Annotated in this window: 13 protein-coding genes, 1 pseudogene and 1 riboswitch; of the genes and pseudogenes, 5 read left to right on the forward strand and 9 right to left on the reverse strand. The window is 60.4% G+C overall.

The window, feature by feature from the left end:
• Nucleotides 1–2: 2 nt before the first annotated feature.
• Nucleotides 3–2,906, reverse strand: a complete 2,904-nt coding sequence (locus tag NLN62_RS49705) for a Tn3 family transposase (protein WP_254114087.1) — start codon at nt 2,904–2,906, stop codon at nt 3–5.
• Nucleotides 2,907–3,053: 147 nt separating this feature from the next.
• Between NLN62_RS49705 and NLN62_RS49710 the strand changes: the two genes are divergently transcribed.
• Complete coding sequence (locus NLN62_RS49710) at nt 3,054–3,866, forward strand: hypothetical protein (protein WP_254114088.1); 813 nt, start codon at nt 3,054–3,056, stop codon at nt 3,864–3,866.
• A gap of 81 nt (nt 3,867–3,947) precedes the next feature.
• Here the strand turns inward: NLN62_RS49710 and NLN62_RS49715 are convergent, their stop codons facing one another.
• Nucleotides 3,948–4,238, reverse strand: a complete 291-nt coding sequence (locus NLN62_RS49715) for a DUF3363 domain-containing protein (RefSeq protein WP_254114089.1) — start codon at nt 4,236–4,238, stop codon at nt 3,948–3,950.
• Between the two features lie 116 nt (nt 4,239–4,354).
• On the opposite strand from NLN62_RS49715, the gene NLN62_RS49720 reads away from it, so the two are divergent.
• On the forward strand, nt 4,355–4,546 hold the full coding sequence (locus NLN62_RS49720; protein ID WP_254114090.1) for a hypothetical protein: 192 nt from the start codon (nt 4,355–4,357) through the stop codon (nt 4,544–4,546).
• Between the two features lie 61 nt (nt 4,547–4,607).
• Here NLN62_RS49720 and NLN62_RS49725 read toward each other — a convergent pair whose 3' ends face one another.
• Together NLN62_RS49725 and NLN62_RS49730 are read right to left on the reverse strand one after the other, a co-directional pair.
• Nucleotides 4,608–6,848 (reverse strand): Ulp1 family isopeptidase, encoded by a 2,241-nt coding sequence (locus NLN62_RS49725; RefSeq protein WP_254114091.1) that lies wholly within the window; start codon nt 6,846–6,848, stop codon nt 4,608–4,610.
• Between the two features lie 548 nt (nt 6,849–7,396).
• The gene (locus NLN62_RS49730; protein WP_254114092.1) at nt 7,397–7,627 is read right to left on the reverse strand and encodes a CesT family type III secretion system chaperone; all 231 of its coding nucleotides are present in this window, start codon (nt 7,625–7,627) and stop codon (nt 7,397–7,399) included.
• Between the two features lie 438 nt (nt 7,628–8,065).
• Here NLN62_RS49730 and NLN62_RS49735 point away from each other — a divergent pair, with 438 nt between their 5' ends.
• Complete coding sequence (locus tag NLN62_RS49735) at nt 8,066–8,326, forward strand: S1/P1 nuclease (protein ID WP_256576121.1); 261 nt, start codon at nt 8,066–8,068, stop codon at nt 8,324–8,326.
• A 604-nt stretch (nt 8,327–8,930) separates the two neighbouring features.
• Nucleotides 8,931–9,503: pseudogene (locus NLN62_RS49740) on the forward strand (transposase); the annotation flags it as partial.
• Nucleotides 9,504–10,151: 648 nt separating this feature from the next.
• Here NLN62_RS49740 and NLN62_RS49745 read toward each other — a convergent pair.
• From NLN62_RS49745 to NLN62_RS49755, 3 genes are all read right to left on the reverse strand, one after another.
• Nucleotides 10,152–11,225 (reverse strand): ribonucleotide-diphosphate reductase subunit beta, encoded by a 1,074-nt coding sequence (locus tag NLN62_RS49745; RefSeq protein WP_254114093.1) that lies wholly within the window; start codon nt 11,223–11,225, stop codon nt 10,152–10,154.
• A complete protein-coding gene (locus NLN62_RS49750; protein WP_254114094.1) occupies nt 11,216–13,144 on the reverse strand; it encodes a ribonucleoside-diphosphate reductase subunit alpha in 1,929 nt (642 codons plus the stop codon). The genes NLN62_RS49745 and NLN62_RS49750 overlap by 10 nt, the downstream gene beginning before the upstream one ends.
• A 100-nt stretch (nt 13,145–13,244) precedes the next feature.
• Nucleotides 13,245–13,461, reverse strand: a riboswitch (cobalamin riboswitch).
• A 262-nt stretch (nt 13,462–13,723) separates the two neighbouring features.
• Entirely contained in the window at nt 13,724–14,005 is a 282-nt protein-coding gene (locus NLN62_RS49755; protein WP_254113978.1) for a LexA family transcriptional regulator, read from the reverse strand.
• A gap of 38 nt (nt 14,006–14,043) precedes the next feature.
• On the opposite strand from NLN62_RS49755, the gene NLN62_RS49760 reads away from it, so the two are divergent.
• Nucleotides 14,044–15,174, forward strand: a complete 1,131-nt coding sequence (locus tag NLN62_RS49760; RefSeq protein ID WP_254113977.1) for an IS630 family transposase — start codon at nt 14,044–14,046, stop codon at nt 15,172–15,174.
• A gap of 12 nt (nt 15,175–15,186) precedes the next feature.
• Here the strand turns inward: NLN62_RS49760 and NLN62_RS49765 are convergent, their stop codons facing one another.
• Together NLN62_RS49765 and NLN62_RS49770 are read right to left on the reverse strand one after the other, a co-directional pair.
• Nucleotides 15,187–15,471, reverse strand: a complete 285-nt coding sequence (locus NLN62_RS49765; RefSeq protein WP_254104163.1) for a transposase — start codon at nt 15,469–15,471, stop codon at nt 15,187–15,189.
• Between the two features lie 147 nt (nt 15,472–15,618).
• Nucleotides 15,619–16,902 (reverse strand): glycosyltransferase family 4 protein, encoded by a 1,284-nt coding sequence (locus NLN62_RS49770; RefSeq protein WP_254104161.1) that lies wholly within the window; start codon nt 16,900–16,902, stop codon nt 15,619–15,621.
• Nucleotides 16,903–17,018: the final 116 nt, after the last annotated feature.

The following is a 17,018-nucleotide window of genomic DNA, read 5'->3' on the forward strand; positions in this document are numbered from 1 at the left end:
AATTATGCCGCCAGCCGATCAAAATCGATCCGACTATTCAAGTCGAGATCGAAGCGGCCATAAGGATTGACGTGACTGTAGATCAGGGGCGTGAGGCCGCGATAGTCTTCCGGCGCCATCCGTGCAGCCCATTTCGGTTCCACCAGCACGGTCTGAAGCATGCGTGTGTTCACATAAACCAGCGACGCTTGCAGCAGATGCAAAGCCAGAGCAGAGATCTCTTGCTCATCGATCCGATTGGTGGCGATCTCGCCGCCCTTGCCGAAGAAGACAAAGCCGTTGGCGCTGTTCCAGTTCTCGACGACATTCAGCCCCTCGTGGATTTCTCGACGGAACGATTCCTGGCGAAGATAGCGGCACAGGAATATCGTCTTTACCGCGCGGCCGAGCTCGCTCAACGCTTTGTAGGTCGGGTGCATTATTTCGGCACGGGCAAACCGGCGCAAAATCGCCTCCGGGTCCGCCGTTCTCATCTGCATGGCGGCCGTATATTTGACCATCTCGTCATATTGCTGCTCGATCTCATCCCAGTTGATCGCGCCGGAAAGGACTGGCAGGAGATTCGGCAGCCTTGTGCGCATTGCTGCATCCAGGATGGCCAGCTTCTGGCGGGCAATCGCCTTCAGGCGTGGGGCGAGTTCAAAGCCGAGAAGGCGGCAAAATGCGAAACCGACGGCGCTCTGACCATGACTGTCGACATATTGCCGCTGGATTTCCATATCGGTGCAATGCCGCAGCACGCCCTCGATCATGGAGGCGACCTCCGAGGATGAGCACCGTTTCAATTGCGAATAGACGCAGGTCGCGCGTTTTTCGACATGCCAGTAGATCATCACACCGTGCCCGCCGTATCGGGCATGCCATTCCGTCATAAGGTTACGGTCCCATGCTCCGAACTTTGTCGAATCGGACGCGCAAGCCGTCCCCGCGTCACCCCAGACAGCGGCATTGCGGATGGCCAGGGTCGCGTTTGCAACCCGTGCGCACGCCTCCCTCAGCGCCGGCGCATGGATGAACCGGCGGTGAACATGCAGCAGCTCGTCGTAGCTGACATCAGGTGTCGCGCCGGCGATCCGCTTGAGCCCGGCATTCGTGCCGAGACCATAAAGGCACAGCAGAAGCCGCCGATCTAGCGCCTCGCGCGACAGGGCAACTCTCGACGCCGACGTTTCGAAGGCCTCCAGCAGACCGGTATCGAGTGCCGCTTCCTTCAGCACGTCGAGCAGTCCCGTCATCGGCCAGCGCTGACCGATCTCGCCCTTGATCGCTTCAAGCCCCTTCGGTTCCGGCAGAGGCTTGAACGGTGTGATCGATATGCGATTTTCGCCGCGCCACAGCAGCCGGACCTTGTCGTTTCGTGGGATCGTTTCATTCAGAAGCAGCAACTCATGCTCAAGCTCCCGGCGGATGCCGGTCGTGAACGCTCGCGCGTCCGGGGTCAGGTTAAGGCCGGAATAATAAGCGTCACGGTGGATTTCGAAGTCCTTGGGAAGATCGTCGTCAGGGTTGCGATAACGGTTCGCGCCGACAACCCAAATCTCCTTGGAGCGGATGCGGTCACGCAATTGGGTGAGGACGCAGAGCTCGTAGCTGATCCGGTTCACACGGCCATCGTCATCGATGACCGAACTGCGCCATCTGGCCGGCATAACCTCGTCGATCGGCACATCTTCCATCGGCACAATCCGGCAGCCGTCATCCACCTTGCTTCTGATCCAATCCAGCGCCGCCAGAACCGGACGCCACACGGTGTTGTTCGACCGGAATTCCAGAACGGAAAGCAGGCTGGGCAGCATGCGCCGGTAATGATTGGCCCAGGACGAGCGCATCACCTGATATATACGCCGGTCGAGAGCCCCTTTTGCCTGGCTTTCCTTGACGATCGCCGCCAGCTTGTCCTTGCCGACGATGGGGAAGATGACATCGCAGACGCGCCCCGCCGGTTCGTCGATCGAGGCAACGGCAATCTCGACCAGCAACTTTTCCTTGCCATAGACCCGCTCGATGTCTTTCGCGATATCGCCCACGACCTTGCGTTTCGAGCGCGTCCCGATCTTGTGGACCGTCTCGATCAGCAGGTCGACCATGGCGTCCGTGAGCTGCGCTTCCCGCGACAAAAGATAAATCGCGTAGAGGCCGATTTGTCTGGCCGGCGCGTGCCGCCGCATCTCCCAGGCCTTTTCGCCGGCGACACGGCGGACGATCTGTTCCACCCATGCCTTGCCGGTCGTCGACAAGATATCTCGTGGCAGATTAAGTTTCTGAATGAAGGCGAGCTTCGCCGCCATGCCGAGGATGTTGTCGAGCGTGGTCTGACCACCCCTCATCGTATTGAAGCCGGTCTGGCCGTCCGGATCGGCAATAGACGCTTCCAGCAATGCGACCGTGCCTGCTGAAAGGCGAGGGCTCACCCCTGTCAACCAGCTATCGAGATACTGCTGCCGTTGCGAACGCACCAGGCGTTCCAGTTCCTTGTGCGACGGGCCGTATATGCAACGGTCCCGGCACCACAGAAAAACCTGATCGAGCATGGTGCCAACCGAGTGCCCGGTCGGACACAATTCGCCAGCAATCCATAATGTCAGCTTTTCCCGGTCGGGCCGTTTCAGGCGTCGAAAGCCGAGATGCTGCAAAATCTCGGCACAATGCCGGCGCGCTGTCCGGCCGGAGAAATCGTACTGGTTCACGGCGTCACATTCGACGCCAAGCTGCACGGCCAGCCAGGAAACGCCGTCGGTCGGGATCGAGGCATGGTCCTGTAAAAAGAAGCCGTGCGCAGCGAAGAACTTTAGCTGAACCGCTAATCCCAGTCGCGCCGGGGCCTGCTTGCCGTTCACAAATTCAATATCGGAAAAACTCAGGCTCCAACGCCCGACAAAATCCTCACTCGAAATACTCAAACCCATCAGTCAACTCCATAATTCGGAGCACACTGTCATTCCCAATAAGTTCAGCCGTCAATCACCGCCGCCATGTTCCCACAACGTTCTTCAACTTGGCCAAAATCCAAGTTTCGAGCCGACAGGGCCTACAAGAAGAACGATCAGGCTTTCGTGGAGCAGAAGAACGGCGCGGTGGTGCGGCGGCTCGTCGGCTACGGGCGGTTCGATGGGGTCGCGACGGCCCGTGTGATGGCGCGTCTCTACGCGGCGGCGCGCCTGCTTGTGAACTTCTTCCAGCCGTCATTCAAGCTCAAGGAGAAGCGCCGCGAGGGCGCGAAGGTCATCAAACGCTATCATCCGCCGGCTACGCCGTACGAACGTGCGCTGGCACACCCGAAACTCGCATCGGCGATCAAGCGCCGTCTGCGCGCGGAATACCGCACTCTGGATCCCGTGCAACTGCTTGCCGACATCCGTGCGGCGCAGGAAGAGCTCGGCGAACGCATCGGCAAGCGCGGTCTTGTGACGACGGTCGGCGTATCGCCGGCTGATCCGCTGATTTTTGCCCAATCGCTCGGCACCGTGGTAACGGCCACCGAGGTACGCGCCACACATCGTCGGCCGAAACGACGATACAAAAAGCGCATTCGCATGCCCTCGAAGCTCGATCCCCATCTCTCGACGATCGAGAATTGGCTCGCTGTCGAACCGCAGCTCACTGCGCTGGCCATCGTACGCAGGCTCATCACCATCGATCCTTCGTTTAGCGACAAGCAGCATTCAATCGTTCAACGCCGGCTTCGGTCCTTCCGGCGGAAGGTGGCGGAAACGATCATCGTATCCATGCCGCTGGAGGAAATACGGGCCGGGGCTGTGGACGGCGCTGCGTGTAATGATCACTCCGCCCCGTCCACAGCCCCTCCACCGAGTTCGCCGCAGCTTCGAGATCGGTCTGCGGAGCTCGCACACCTTCATCCCGGGTAACATTCCTTCCTGAGGCAATACGGGGGGGGCAATATTGCAAGCCGAAAGACAACACAATTCCTTGGCCCGCTCCATGCACTCTCATGGGAGCCAGGATTTTGCCACGTCCCTCCTGGGGCCGGACCAACGCCGCATCGCATGTATTTCAAGCGAGCGGCGTTGTTGTTTTAAAGACCAAAGAAAATGACTAATCCCGACTGTCCTAATTTGGCAGAGCACTGTCCTAATCAGGACAGCACCCGAGAGACGTCCGATCTCAACGCAATGCGTCCACACGTCGACGCCCTCGAGCACGACATAACGGCGCTCTCTCAGTTCATCCGAAAGCCCTTCACCGACGATGCGCCCCACTAGGCGCTGGCGGCGGACCATGATCCTTTGCCGGCAAGCAACGAGAGCTCCGTTCTGTTCAGGAGGTAGAAGCTGTGGCCCATTTGCACTAGGCGCTGATCTGAAAGGTCGCTAGGGATCCTCATCAGCGAGGGGCGATGAGCGTCGTAGGATATCAGGTGTATTCGAAGAACGGCGACGGTGCTGTCAGGGTTGTCGTTTCCTCCGCAAAGCAGGCTCTCGCCAAGGCCGATGAACTGGCCGAATCCGGCAACGATATCCAGATCAAGGACCTGGCCGGCAGGATCATCGACACAGCGACGATCATCGAACTCGCCGCGCACGAGTAGATTGTTTGTCCCCAGCGTCGCCGGCAGAGACGCGCCAGTCAGCTCCATCAGCCCGAGCGTATCAGCGAGTTCGGCGTTGCGAATGCGGACGACCGCTCAGTCGATCCCGGAGCGCCCGCCGATCGGCCACGAGGTTGTCGAGATGAAGCGGCTGGTCATCAGGCCGCTGTCCTTCCGCCAATCGTCCAACCAGTGTCCGTGTGGCGTCCACCACAAAGACGCCGCATTCATAATGGTTCCGCTGCTGGGTTATGCGGGCGGTCTCGAGGCGAGCGCCCAGCCTTACTGCAAGCTGTCTTGCCGCGGCGCCGTGAGAAGGTTTCCGAAATGAGTCGTAGTGATAGGCAACGATCCCTTCCGGCTCGCGGCGATCAACGAGTAGCAGCGACCAATGCGTACCGTCGCTACTGGCACCGCCATTGTTCACTGGCACGAACAGGAAGTTGGCGGTATCGTTACCATGCGCGTCATTGACGATCACCTGCAAGGTTTCCTGCAGGACGCTCGGGTCGTCGGTCAAGCGCAGCAAATGAGCCGGCGCGGGCCGCAGGAACCGCGTGCGGGCGGCGAGATCCGGATTGTCCCTCTGCAACTCCCGCTCCAGGAGCGTGTAATCCGCTGTGATATGCTCGTCACCCAGCCACTCCGTGCGGCGGAGCGCCAGCGGAGGCTGCACTGGGATGCCCGATCCGCAGGCCTGTTCATCCCGTTGATCCGGACGCTCGGACGAGTTTTCGCGACGACTTCCTCGGAGGGCTTTGCCAAGCCCTGACTTGAAACACGACCAGAGTCCACAGCCTTTGGCATCCTCTGTCGGCATCGCAGACGTCGCAGCCCTGGTCGATGGCGGTGTCGATGTTTTTTCCATATCCCCCGCGAAACCTTCGATGCCCGCTGCTACGGGCGCGTGGGATTCGAGCCCACGTCCAGGGATGAGCGTAGCGCCAAGTCCCGCCGGATTGTTTGGGGTCGCCTGCCCTGTTCCTTGCCCCAGCTGCGGCGTGTAAGGACGACCATGGATGTAAATATGTGCTCGTGACTGGAGGGGTGACGTCGGCAGGAGGCCTTTTCCGTTCAATGAGCCGATCAGGACATCGGGGGCTGATCGGCAACTATGGTCCCATCCCAGACCGACGATATTTGTGAAGTCGTCTGCATGCGGCAAGTCTTCCGCGTGCACGCTGGCCTGTATGTCAACCGCGGGGTCCGACAACTGGGTTGGCAGATCCAAGTGGCTCCAAGCGGCGCTGGATCCAGGAGTCGCCGGTCGCTCATCTCCTCGGGACGGGAGCTCCATACCTTCTTGACCTTCTTGCCGCAGCGTGGGCGGAACCCCACTACGGCCTGCATTTGGCGGCCCCCCGACGAGCGGCAGCGCCTCGAGATCACTAGGGAGCCTCCCGGAACCATGGCCACGACTGGCGTTTTCGGCTTGCCAGGCCAGTTCGCGCAAATGCGTTCCCGCAGCCAGCAGCCCGAGCAATGGCAAGCGCAATTCCGCGGGCAGGACATTCGAGATTTCGCCAACAAGTTGCCGACCAACGGCACGTTGTGTCACCCGATCGATTGCATCAATGTTGGTAAGCGTTGACTGCGGATCTGCCTCGGCAGAGGCCCGCTCGGCCAGACGACCACGCCAAATTCGTACGGGCCTGTCCGGCTCGGCAAGACGAGCAGCAGCGGAGATAAAGGCAACGACGACGGCCTCGGCTAAAGCGGACATTGGTGGCCAGCGAAGGTCCGAGCCTCGAGCCGGGTCGATGCGGTAGCGCTTTCGTGCCCAGCGTTGTACTGCCCAGTTGCCGCCGTATTCGACGATACTGCCCGCAAATCCTGGCCGACTCAGCAGGGCGTCGTGCGAAACAAGCTCGAAGACAAAAGCAACGAGGTTCATGACCTCACGACTGTAGCAGTAGACTGTGTTGGCGTTGGACAAAATCACGGCTTGGTAGGCGCTGACCTTGTCGTCCGATGAGGTTCGAAGGTACCAAAGCGCGATCATGCCGGTGCGCGCCGCGAGGACGAATGTCAGCACGGCCGCTATCGCGCTGAACAAGAGACGCAGGAGCTGGCTTGCGGGCACGGTAGGGGTTCCCGCCATCGCGAGGGCCGGCGATAGCGCTGACCGCTCACCGCGAAACCCCGTCCGATAGGCTTCCGCATTGCCTCTCCCCCGCCAGACGTGCAAGCCCGCTCGTGCACCCGCGACCAATCCCATCGCCAGGTTGACCGTAGCATGTGCCGCCATCGCCAAATCGTTGACCTTCCGTGGATCTTCCGGGTGACCGGAAAGTACGCTCACCAAAGCCTCACCGAGGCGGCCAACAAAGGTCTCGGACGCCCCCCATGCTCCGTTCGCACCCAATAGCGCGGCCGTCCAAGCCCACCATCGAGCGCGGCCAGCAGGGGGAGCGTCTTGATGCTCCGTCCGGGCGTCCACATCTGTTGGCAGCAATACTCCGTCCAGGAACGGCGGCTCTGCGTGTTCAGCAACGTCCTGTTCGGCGTGTGGATCTTCAGAGTCTGATGTCCCCTCAGCGACAATTTCACAGGCGATTGACAGTTGTTCAGATGCACTTTCGTGCGCTCGTCGCTGGCCATCGGTCAGCGTCGGCGGTCCGCTCGCGCTGCCACGATCCCACATGCGTATAGAGGGGGTGTCACCTGTGCACTCGCCCGGCCCCGTCTCCGTGCGGTCCGCCACATTTGAAATGTCAATTGTCGCGCAGTGCCCGGCCTGTTCCTCCTGGCCTTGGCCTGCAGCGGCTTTGTCTTGAGGGGTTGGATCGCTTGCGCACCCGCATCGCGCCTCAGTCGCCGCTGGACAATCCGCGATATTTGAATTGTCCGTCATCGCGCGGCGTTCCCCCCGTCCCGCCAAGCTTTGGCCTGCAGTGCGAGCGCATCAAGCAACGGCGCGAATGTCGACGGGTCGATCTGTGCAAACTCGAACTTCTGACCCAGGACAAGGTGTTGACTCGACGGGTTGACGAAGAACAGCGGTGCACCAAGCAGGAAGTTCTCGAGATTTCGGGATAATGCCAGCTCAACCAAATCATGCTTGGCGACGGTCGAAATCATGCCTGCGTCGAGTAGCACGGCCGCTATTGTCGTGCAGGTCCCCGCAGGGATGAACGAACGTGCAAATGACGTCGTGCACAATCAGTGTTCGATCCCGCGTGAATCTGCCAACGTCATCCAGACCCATTGCATCAGAGTAGTCGCCGAGCCACTGAGAGAAGGTACGTGCCATAACGATATTCCGCGGTAGTCATTTTTACTTTAAGCACCGCATGTCTCAGGTCTGTGACGCTGCGATTGCATCGCGGCGCCGTCGACAACCTGTGTAGTGCCGACGCCATCGGTGGACAGGTCCCTGATGGTCGATGTTTGCAATGCCAGCCGCTAGCCGCGCGGCGCGTACCCGCGGCGACGGTCACCGTTGTCTCAGTGCAGACAATCGCTATCATTTCTGGGATGCCGAATTTGTAGACCAGCTGGGGCCCGATTTCACAGACGATTGCCTCCGATCTCATCGGGCATATCACGAAGGATCAGCAGACGCAGTGGCAGTCAGGAAGCCCTGCCGACTGGGCCAAGAAGACGTTCGCGCTGTCGAAGGATGATGCGTATGGACAGCTTCCAGCGACCAACGCGCGTGGAAGCTTTCGGTTGACGGACGACTATGTCACGACCGCAACAAATGACGTCGGAATTCAGCTGAGCAAGGCGGGCGTGCGGCTGGCGACGATCCTGAACCAAGCACTGCACAAACCATAAAATGCCACGGCGAGCAGGCGGCGACGTCTGCGGAACTCGCCGTCCGTCAGAAACGCGACGCCCGCCACAGGATGGAGTAATTTCGTCGGAACCCACCATCGAGCATTCGGTGGCGTTCGTTCATATCATCGCCCACCAAATTCCGACGACCTTACCCCCGGTTCAGAGGACAAACTCAGCGCTCGAGCTAGGAAGAGGATCTGGTATCCCAAAATTAGGATCGGCGAGAGCTCATCACGTCGACTGACAACTGATTGTGTGCTGGGAGGACCGTGCGCTGCGCAGATGAGATCTTGACCTAGCGCCTGCGCTCCCCCACCCTGAAATTAGCCAAGCACCGTCATTGACCCGATCTCGTCTTGGGAAAATTGCCATGCAAAATCCGCCGCTCGATCCGGATGTCAATGATGCAGCGCCAACGGACTCGATCCTGACGCCCTACGACCAAGAACACGCTGTCACCTATATGCGCCTTCTGGACGCAGATGCAGAGGACGCCGACTGGCGAGAAGTTGCAAAGGTCGTGTTGCACATTGATTCCGAACATGAACCGGAGCGTGCCCGCCGCGCGTATGAAACCCATCTCGCTCGTGCCAAGTGGGTGGACAAACTCGAGGCGGTCGCCGACCGTGGCTACTTCGACGGAGAGGAGATATTAGCCTGCAAAGAGGCTGGCGTTGCAGTTACGTTGCCCAAGCCCATGACGTCGAACGCCAAGGCGGAGGGCCGGTTCGGCAAACAGGACTTCGCCTACCTGCCTGATGAGGACGTCTACCGCTGCCCATCCGGCCAGCTGCTGCCCTATCACTACACCAACATCGAGCATGGAATGACACTGCGCCGGTACTGGTCGACAGCGGCGTGCCGAGGCTGCGCGATCAAGAGCCAATGTACGCCGTCCAAGGAGCGCCGCATCACGCGCTGGGAGCATGAGCATGTGGTCGAGGAGGTCCAGAGACGGCTCGATTCCGATCCCGACGCCATGCGGACGCGGCGCGAGACGGTCGAGCATCCCTTCGGCACGATCAAAGCCCGTATGGGTGCGACCCACTTCCTGATGAAGCGCCTACGGAATGTCGCCGCTGAGATGGCGCTGCATGTTCTGGCCTATAACCTCACGCGGGTGATGAACATCGTCGGCAAACCGAGCCTGATCGCAGCAATCCGCGCCGCCTGAAGGCCGGAAAGTGCGTCCAAAAGGCAATACCGCATCGCGATACCCACTTCGGCCGGTCATTGGACGATCCGACGCGAGAACATCAGCCGCCTGCAATGATTGGCGACTACGGCCGCGTGCCGACCTATCCGTTTGCACACAACCAAGACCCATAGGAGAAGTCGACGAGCTTGGCAAAAGCTCACAAGACAACGCTTCGGAAATGTAACCGGCCGGCTGTGGACCTGCGCGCGACGATCGCCCATTCGGCAGCCGCGATCCGTCCTTCCAGGGACATCTCGACTTCATGGCCTTACGGCGTCCAACCTTGCAGGCCGAATGACACTTTTAAGCCGTCCGTGCGTCCCCCGCAGGACTACTCGGCCGCGCGGCTCAAAGCGCAGCTTCATGGAGATTATGACCAGTGAACAGGCTTTCGAGAACGCTGTTGCGGTGCTCCGAGAATGGTCTGAGGTTCAGACTGAAATGAGCGTCGCACTTGCCACCATCGCGGAGATTGAAGCGAGAAGGACGCGTTCAGAACAGTCGATCTCTTCATCGGTTGGCTCCGACGATCACTCAAAGAGGCCTGCAGCTAATACCGGAAATGAATCGGCAGGGATTCCCAAAGCGGCACGATCCGGATTCAGGGGACAAGGATCGGATTATCTATATACGGCCGAAGGCCTCCCACACCCCGTCTTCGCCGTCCCAGCTGCCGCGGCTCGCTGCCTTGGAGTACTCCGTGGCGCGCTGCTCGAAAAAATTTGCGTGCTCGATGCCATTGAGACTCTCGACAAGCCACGGCAGCGGATGCGCCTTGACTTGGATGAAGCTGCTCTCCTTAGCCTCGAAGAATCCGAAGACCGGAGCAATCCGGAGCTGGGTCAGTCGCCAGTCGGCGACATAGCGGACGTAGGCGTGGATCTGCTCAGGGCACATGCCCTCGATCTTGCCTAGACCAAAGGCGAGATCGACGAAGCTCTCCTCCAGCTTCACCATGGTCTTGGCGACGTCGACAACGTCGTCGCGGACGGTGCGCGTCACCGCCCCGGTTTCGCGGTGCCATTCATGAAACAGCTTAATGATCCCCTCGCAGTGCAGACTCTCGTCGCGCACTGACCAGCTTATTATTTGTCCCATGCCGTTCATCTTATTGTGGCGCGGGAAGTTGAGCAGCATGGCGAAGCTCGCGAACAACGCCATACCTTCGGTGAAGGCTCCGAACATCGCCAGGGTGCGAGCAACATCGGCCACGGTGTCAACGCCGAACTCGTGCATGTAGTCCGCCTTGGCGCGCATCTCCGCATAGCCGCGGAACGCCTCGAACTCGGTATTGGGCATGCCGAGTGTCTTGAGCAGTAGAGCATATGCGTCGATGTGGACCGTCTCCATGTTGGTAAAGGCCGCCATCATCATCTGAACGGTGAGCGGCTGAAAGATCGGAATGTAGCGCTTGAGATAGTTGTCACCGACCTCAATGTCCGATTGGGTGAAGAAACGGAAAATCTGGGTGAGCAGCGCGCGCTCGTTGGCGGTGACGCGGTCCGACGCCCAATCCTTCAGGTCGGCCCCGAGCGGCACTTCCTCGCCCATCCAGTGGGTCTGCTGCTGGCGCTTCCAGAACTCGTAAGCCCAGGCGTAGCGATCGACGTCATAGCTGCCGGTCGAGTCGAGAAGGCCGACGCGCCCTTTGCCGATCAGAGTGCGAGGATCGACGGACGAGAGATCAATCACTGACATGCGAGGCACTCCTCATAGTCCGTGCGCTGCAGCGGCGCGGCCTTGTCGAAGTCGGCAATCTTGCCGGCGAACGCCGCGCGCGAGATCGATTTTGATCGGCAGTAGTAGAGGCTCTTCACCCCGCGCTTCCAAGCCGTCCAGTGCAACATGTGGAGGTCCCACTTATCCACGTCGGCCGGCAGATAGAGGTTGATCGACTGGCTCTGGCAGATGAACGCGGCGCGGTCGGCGGCAAGCTCGACGATCCAGCGCTGGTCGATCTCGAATGCGGTGCGAAAGATCGCTTTCTCGTGCTCCGATAGGATGTCGAGATGGGCGACCGACCCCTCGTGCGCAATGATCGACTGCCAGGTCGCCAACGTGTCGGCGCACTTGGCGGTCAGCACCTTGGCGAGATGCGGATTACGCACCGAGATGGCCCCGGACAACGTCTTGTGGGTGTAGATGTTGGCCGGGATCGGCTCAGTGCAAGCGCTGGTGCCGCCGCAGATGATGCTTATCGAGGCGGTCGGCGCGATCGCGATCTTGTGGCTGAAGCGCGCCATCACGCCGCATTCCTGCGCATCCGGGCACGGGCCACGCTCGCGAGCGAGCGCGACGGATGCCGCGTCGGCATCGCGACGGATTTTTCGGAACATGCTGAGATTGAACGACTTGGCCAGGACGCTCTCCATCGGAATGCCCCTGGCCTGGAGAAACGAGTGGAAGCCCATCACGCCGAGGCCGACGGAGCGCTCGCGCAGGGCGGCGTAGCGGGCACGCTCCATGCCGTCCGGCGCCACCGTGATGAAGTGGGTGAGCACGTTGTCGAGGAAGCGCAAGACGTCCTCGACAAAGCCCGGCTTTTCCTTCCACTGGTCCCAGGTCTCGAGGTTGAGCGACGACAGACAGCACACCGCGGTGCGCTCCTCATCGCGATGATCGATGCCGGTCGGCAACGTAATCTCGCTGCAAAGGTTGGAGGTCGAGACCTTGAGGCCGAGCTCGCGCTGGTGCTTGGGGAGCGCGCGGTTCACGGTGTCGATGAACAAGAGATAGGGCTCGCCGGTCTGCAGCCGGTTCTCAAGGATGCGTTGCCACAGCTGCCGGGCGTCGATGTCGCGGACGACCTCGTTGGTCTTCGGGCTGCGCAGAGCGAACGCGGTGCCGGCGCCCACGGCACGCATGAACTCGTCGGTGACGTTGATGCCGTGATGCAGGTTGAGGCTCTTGCGGTTGAAGTCGCCGGATGCCTTGCGGATCTCGAGGAACTCCTCGATCTCGGGATGGTGTATATCGAGATAGACCGCCGCCGAGCCGCGCCGCAACGAGCCCTGGCTGATCGCCAGCGTCAGGCCATCCATAACATGGATGAACGGAATGATGCCTGAAGTGACGCCGCCCTTCACCTTTTCGCCGATCGAGCGAACATTGCCCCAGTAGGTGCCGATGCCGCCGCCGTTGGAGGCAAGCCAGACGTTCTCGTTCCAGGTGCCGACGATGCCTTCGAGCGAATCCGACACCGAGTTAAGGAAGCACGAGATCGGTAGGCCGCGCGTGGTGCCTCCGTTGGAGAGCACTGGTGTGGCCGGCATGAACCACAGCCGAGACATCGCATCATAGAGACGTTGGGCATGCGCAACATCGTCCGCGAAGGCGCAAGCCACCCGCGCGAACATATCCTGGAGGCTTTCGCCGGGGAGCAGATAACGGTCGGTCAGCGTCAGCTTGCCGAACGACGTCAGCAGGTCGTTGCGCGACCGATCGAGCGTGAGGTCGGACGGCTTTGGCGATGGCGCGAGCGGCCAAGGCAGCGGAGCTGGCGATGGCGTCGGCAAGAGGCACAGCTCAAGCGCGATAGGCTTTGCCTGCGCTGGGGGCCGCACACTCGGCAGCTCAACGAGATGACCATGCTGATCGAAATCGTAAGACGGCGACATCGGCAACCCCGCGATGTTTGGGGGCTGGGGCCGCGCGGACGACTTGCGAGACCGGGCAACTGTCCCCGGTTGCAAGCGCCTCATCGGGCACCCCGCCCGAGGACGTTCGTTCTGTCGCGGCAGGTCTCCTGGCTCGCGGGTCGCTGCGGGCTGTCGGCCTTCCCAGGCGCTGTCGCGCCAGTGACCATGATGACAACCTGCTCGCCGCTTACAGTTGCGGGGGCAGCCTCGGAGTAGCCGTTGCCGGCGCACCGGGTTCCCTCTTAGCTTCCATCCAACGAAATCTGGACTGGAAGACCGTGACATACTACATATAGCGGAACTCGCCGAGATTCGTCAAGCCTTATGGGATGAGGCACTTCAGGGTTTTAAGACGCCGAGCGTAGTTGTAGCGACCAAGAAGGAATAGCGATCGTTCTTCTGTCTCGAGTACTTGCAAAGGTTCTTTTGAAGCCTGATCCAGTAAACATCCCCCGGCCATTGCCGTCAAACTGAGAGGCGAGCGCTGTCAAGGTTTAACTGCTGGTCGCTCCGCTTGAGCGAGACGCGATCCATATGCATGTGGCGACTAGTGGTTCATCACAGTGATTTTGACGTTTTGATGCCGAGCCATTGGAGGATGGGCAAGTTTTCGGGTGGCAAGAGGATCTCGATGCTTCGTGCGACGCCAGGCTTGCGACGAATGAACCCGTTGCGTTCGAGGGTGACGATCATCTGGTGAACTGACGGTGGGCTGACGCGGAAGTGGCGCTGGATGTCGGCCTCGGCGGGCGGCTGTCCGAACATGTACGAATAGGTATGGATGAAAGCGAGATAGTGCCCCTGCTTCTCGGTGAAGTGCACGCCTGATTTTTGACTCATAGCTGGATTCGTCCCGGCCTCCGACAAGGAGGCGAAGCATGAATGTACGTTATCGGGTGGAATTGAGCCAAGTCGAGCGGGACGAACTGACGGCGATGCTCGGCGGCGGCAAGCATGCCGCCCGCAAACTCAAACGGGCTCAGATTTTGCTGGCGGCCGATGGGGACAGTTCTGACGCAGAGATTGCCCGAACCGTCCGGGTCAGCCTCTCCACTGTCGGCCGGACCAAGCGCCGCTTCGTGGAAGGCAATCTGGAGCGGGCCTTGAGCGAGGAGCCGCGTCCGGGCGCAGAGCGCAAGCTGACCGGCAAAGAGGAGGCCCTGCTGGTGGCGACCGCATGTGCCAAGCCGCCAGCTGGCCGCAAACGCTGGACGCTGACACTGCTGGCCGACACGATGGTCAAGCTCACCGATCACGACAGCCTGTCGGGCGAAACCGTGCGCCGCCGGCTCACCGAGAACGATCTCAAGCCCTGGCGCAGGGACATGTGGTGCATTCCCCAGGTCGACGGCGAGTACGTCGCCCGCATGGAGGACGTGCTCGATCTCTACGCCGAGGCGCCGGATCCCGAGCGGCCGCTGCTTTGCTTCGACGAGACCCCCGTCCAGCTGATCGGCGAGGTGCGCCAGCCGATCCCGGCCCAACCGGGACAGCGCGAGCGATACGATTACGAGTACCGCCGCAACGGCACCGTCAATCTCTTCGTCACCTTCGATCCGCATCGCGGCTGGCGCAACGTCCAGGTCACCGAGCGCCGCGCCGCCGTAGACTACGCCCACTGCATGCGTGAGCTCGTCGACGTCCATTATCCCGATGCCGCCTGCATCCGGGTCGTGCAGGATAATCTGTCGATCCATACCGCCGGCGCGCTATATCAGGCATTTGCGCCTGCCGAGGCCCGTCGCATCCTGCGCCGCCTCGAGTTCCACTATACCCCGAAACACGCCAGCTGGCTTAATATGGTCGAGTGCGAGATCAGCGTGCTGCAGCGCCAGTGTCTCGGCCGTCGTATCGACGATCCCAAAAGGCTCCGAAAAGAGATCGCAGCATGGCAACGGCAGCGAAACAAAGTCCGAGACCGCATCAAATGGATGTTCACAACCGACAAAGCCCGCGCCAAACTCGGTCGCGCCTATCCGGTTGCTCCCAAAGAGTCAAAACCACAGTGATGAACCACTAGCTCAGGCGGCGAGCAGCACAATCTGCGCTCCCTTGACCAGAACTGCATCATGTCGACGCGCTCTCTTCTCGACCTCCAGTTCGTGGGCCGCCTCGCCATCCCGACCAGCGCCCGCGTCGAACGTCCGAACCGCTTGATCCTGAAGCTGTTTCTTCCAGGCATAAATCTGATTCACATGCACCTGGTAGCGCTGCGCCAGATCCGTCACCGTTGATTGTTCTCGCAGCGCCTCCAAGGCGATCTTTACCTTCAGCGCCGCATCGATTGTCCGTCTCGTCTTCTTCATGGTCCGCTCCGTTTATCAAAACGGAACGGCATCCGCACCACCTGAGCCGCCGGTCCAAAATCCGGAGTCCACTTCAGGAAATCAGGGGGCTGCCACTATACGCCACGAGAGATATCATCTCAGTGACCTGCGGCTCATTCCGCGGGCTTAAGTCACTCCCTTGTTGCCACTCCGCGCAGGCATTGGTGCGTAATGGCGCTGGGATGACGCGAACTCTCGTCCTGAGTCCAGAAGGCGGCGCATTCGCGGGACGCACACTTGCGCCGCGTCATAGTGCTCGACGACGTGGTGGCGGGCGCTCTGGCGCAGCCCGGCGAAGTTGGTCGGCTGCTCCAGGGCTTCAATAACCCGTCCGGCAAGCTCGTCCACTGCGAAAAATGGGACAAGCAAACCGTTCTTGCCGGAGCTGATGATTTCCCGCACGGGTGCCGTGTCAGAGCCGATCACTAGACACCCCGTACTCATCGCTTCCAACATCGACCAGGACAGCACGAAGGGATAGGTAAAATAGACGTGGGCAGATGACACCTGAAGGGCTGCAATAAAGGTTTCATACGAGACGCCGCCCATGAAATGCACACGGGACAAGTCGAGGCGATCACGCACCTCATCAAGGAACGTTGATTTCCAGGTTGTACCCGTCGGGGGGGGTAGCCCGTAGGACACGCCATTCCTGCCGATGATGATGACTTGCGCGTTCGGCCGGCGCCTCAGGATCTCCGGCAGCGCCCGCATAAAGATATGGTAGCCCCTCAGCGGCTCTAGATTGCGCGCGACAAACGTCACGACCTCGTCTGAAGGGCAAAGGTGCTGACCATTCGGTAGTATTAGGCACGCTTGGGGGTTCGGCCGCATGCGCGCCGTATCGACGCCCTCGTGGATCACGTCGATCTTGCCTTGATAATGTGGGGGAAAGGTCGATTGCTGCCATCTCGTTGGCGAGATGCCCATTTCGCAATCCTCGAGCGCGAGCAGGGTCGTCGCATTCTTCAACTGGAGCCCGACGTGGCCATCAAGTCCGGGCATCGGAAACTCCGGGTCAAACCCCATGTCGCGCCCCTCCGGCCCGTAAAAGAATTCGCAATAGAGGAGCAACCGTGCCTTTGGGAAGAACGTACGCAACGGCAGGGTCTCGCCCCATCCCGGATGGGCGAAGATCAGATCAGGCGAGAACCCCGACGTCACCAAGTTCGAAAGACTGTACAACACCTGCTCCGCGCGCCGGCAGTCAATATCGAAGCGTCGCGCAAACGCATGCGTTCTCGAAACATCAGCTTTCGGAAGTGCGTATCTGATCAATCTTACCGATGGCATCGATCTTGAAGTCGGTGCGCCGACCGCGACAAGCTCGAAGCCAGGCTCCCTGGCCAAGGCAGCCGCAATGTTGCGATACTGAGCCGGGAAATTATTGTGAACGAACAGAATCTTCATCAGGGAAGCTCTGGGCGTGGCCGCAACGTGAATAAGTGCAATGAGGAAGTGTCGGTGGCACTAATGGTCGGCCGCGAAGCCCCGCATCTATCGGGTCGATAACGAAGTGCAAAAGT

The organism is Bradyrhizobium sp. CCGUVB23, assembly GCF_024199885.1.
Lineage (GTDB): Bacteria > Pseudomonadota > Alphaproteobacteria > Rhizobiales > Xanthobacteraceae > Bradyrhizobium.

What these genes read in the sequence shown, in the direction of transcription:
- NLN62_RS49705 (WP_254114087.1), bottom strand. Translation starts at nt 2,906, where the DNA reads ATGGGTTTGAGTATTTCGAGTGAGGATTTTGTCGGGCGTTGGAGCCTG.
- NLN62_RS49715 (WP_254114089.1), bottom strand. Translation starts at nt 4,238, where the DNA reads ATGGTCCGCCGCCAGCGCCTAGTGGGGCGCATCGTCGGTGAAGGGCTT.
- NLN62_RS49720 (WP_254114090.1), top strand. Translation starts at nt 4,355, where the DNA reads ATGAGCGTCGTAGGATATCAGGTGTATTCGAAGAACGGCGACGGTGCT.
- NLN62_RS49730 (WP_254114092.1), bottom strand. Translation starts at nt 7,627, where the DNA reads ATGATTTCGACCGTCGCCAAGCATGATTTGGTTGAGCTGGCATTATCC.
- NLN62_RS49745 (WP_254114093.1), bottom strand. Translation starts at nt 11,225, where the DNA reads ATGTCAGTGATTGATCTCTCGTCCGTCGATCCTCGCACTCTGATCGGC.
- NLN62_RS49750 (WP_254114094.1), bottom strand. Translation starts at nt 13,144, where the DNA reads ATGTCGCCGTCTTACGATTTCGATCAGCATGGTCATCTCGTTGAGCTG.
- NLN62_RS49755 (WP_254113978.1), bottom strand. Translation starts at nt 14,005, where the DNA reads ATGAGTCAAAAATCAGGCGTGCACTTCACCGAGAAGCAGGGGCACTAT.
- NLN62_RS49760 (WP_254113977.1), top strand. Translation starts at nt 14,044, where the DNA reads ATGAATGTACGTTATCGGGTGGAATTGAGCCAAGTCGAGCGGGACGAA.
- NLN62_RS49765 (WP_254104163.1), bottom strand. Translation starts at nt 15,471, where the DNA reads ATGAAGAAGACGAGACGGACAATCGATGCGGCGCTGAAGGTAAAGATC.
- NLN62_RS49770 (WP_254104161.1), bottom strand. Translation starts at nt 16,902, where the DNA reads ATGAAGATTCTGTTCGTTCACAATAATTTCCCGGCTCAGTATCGCAAC.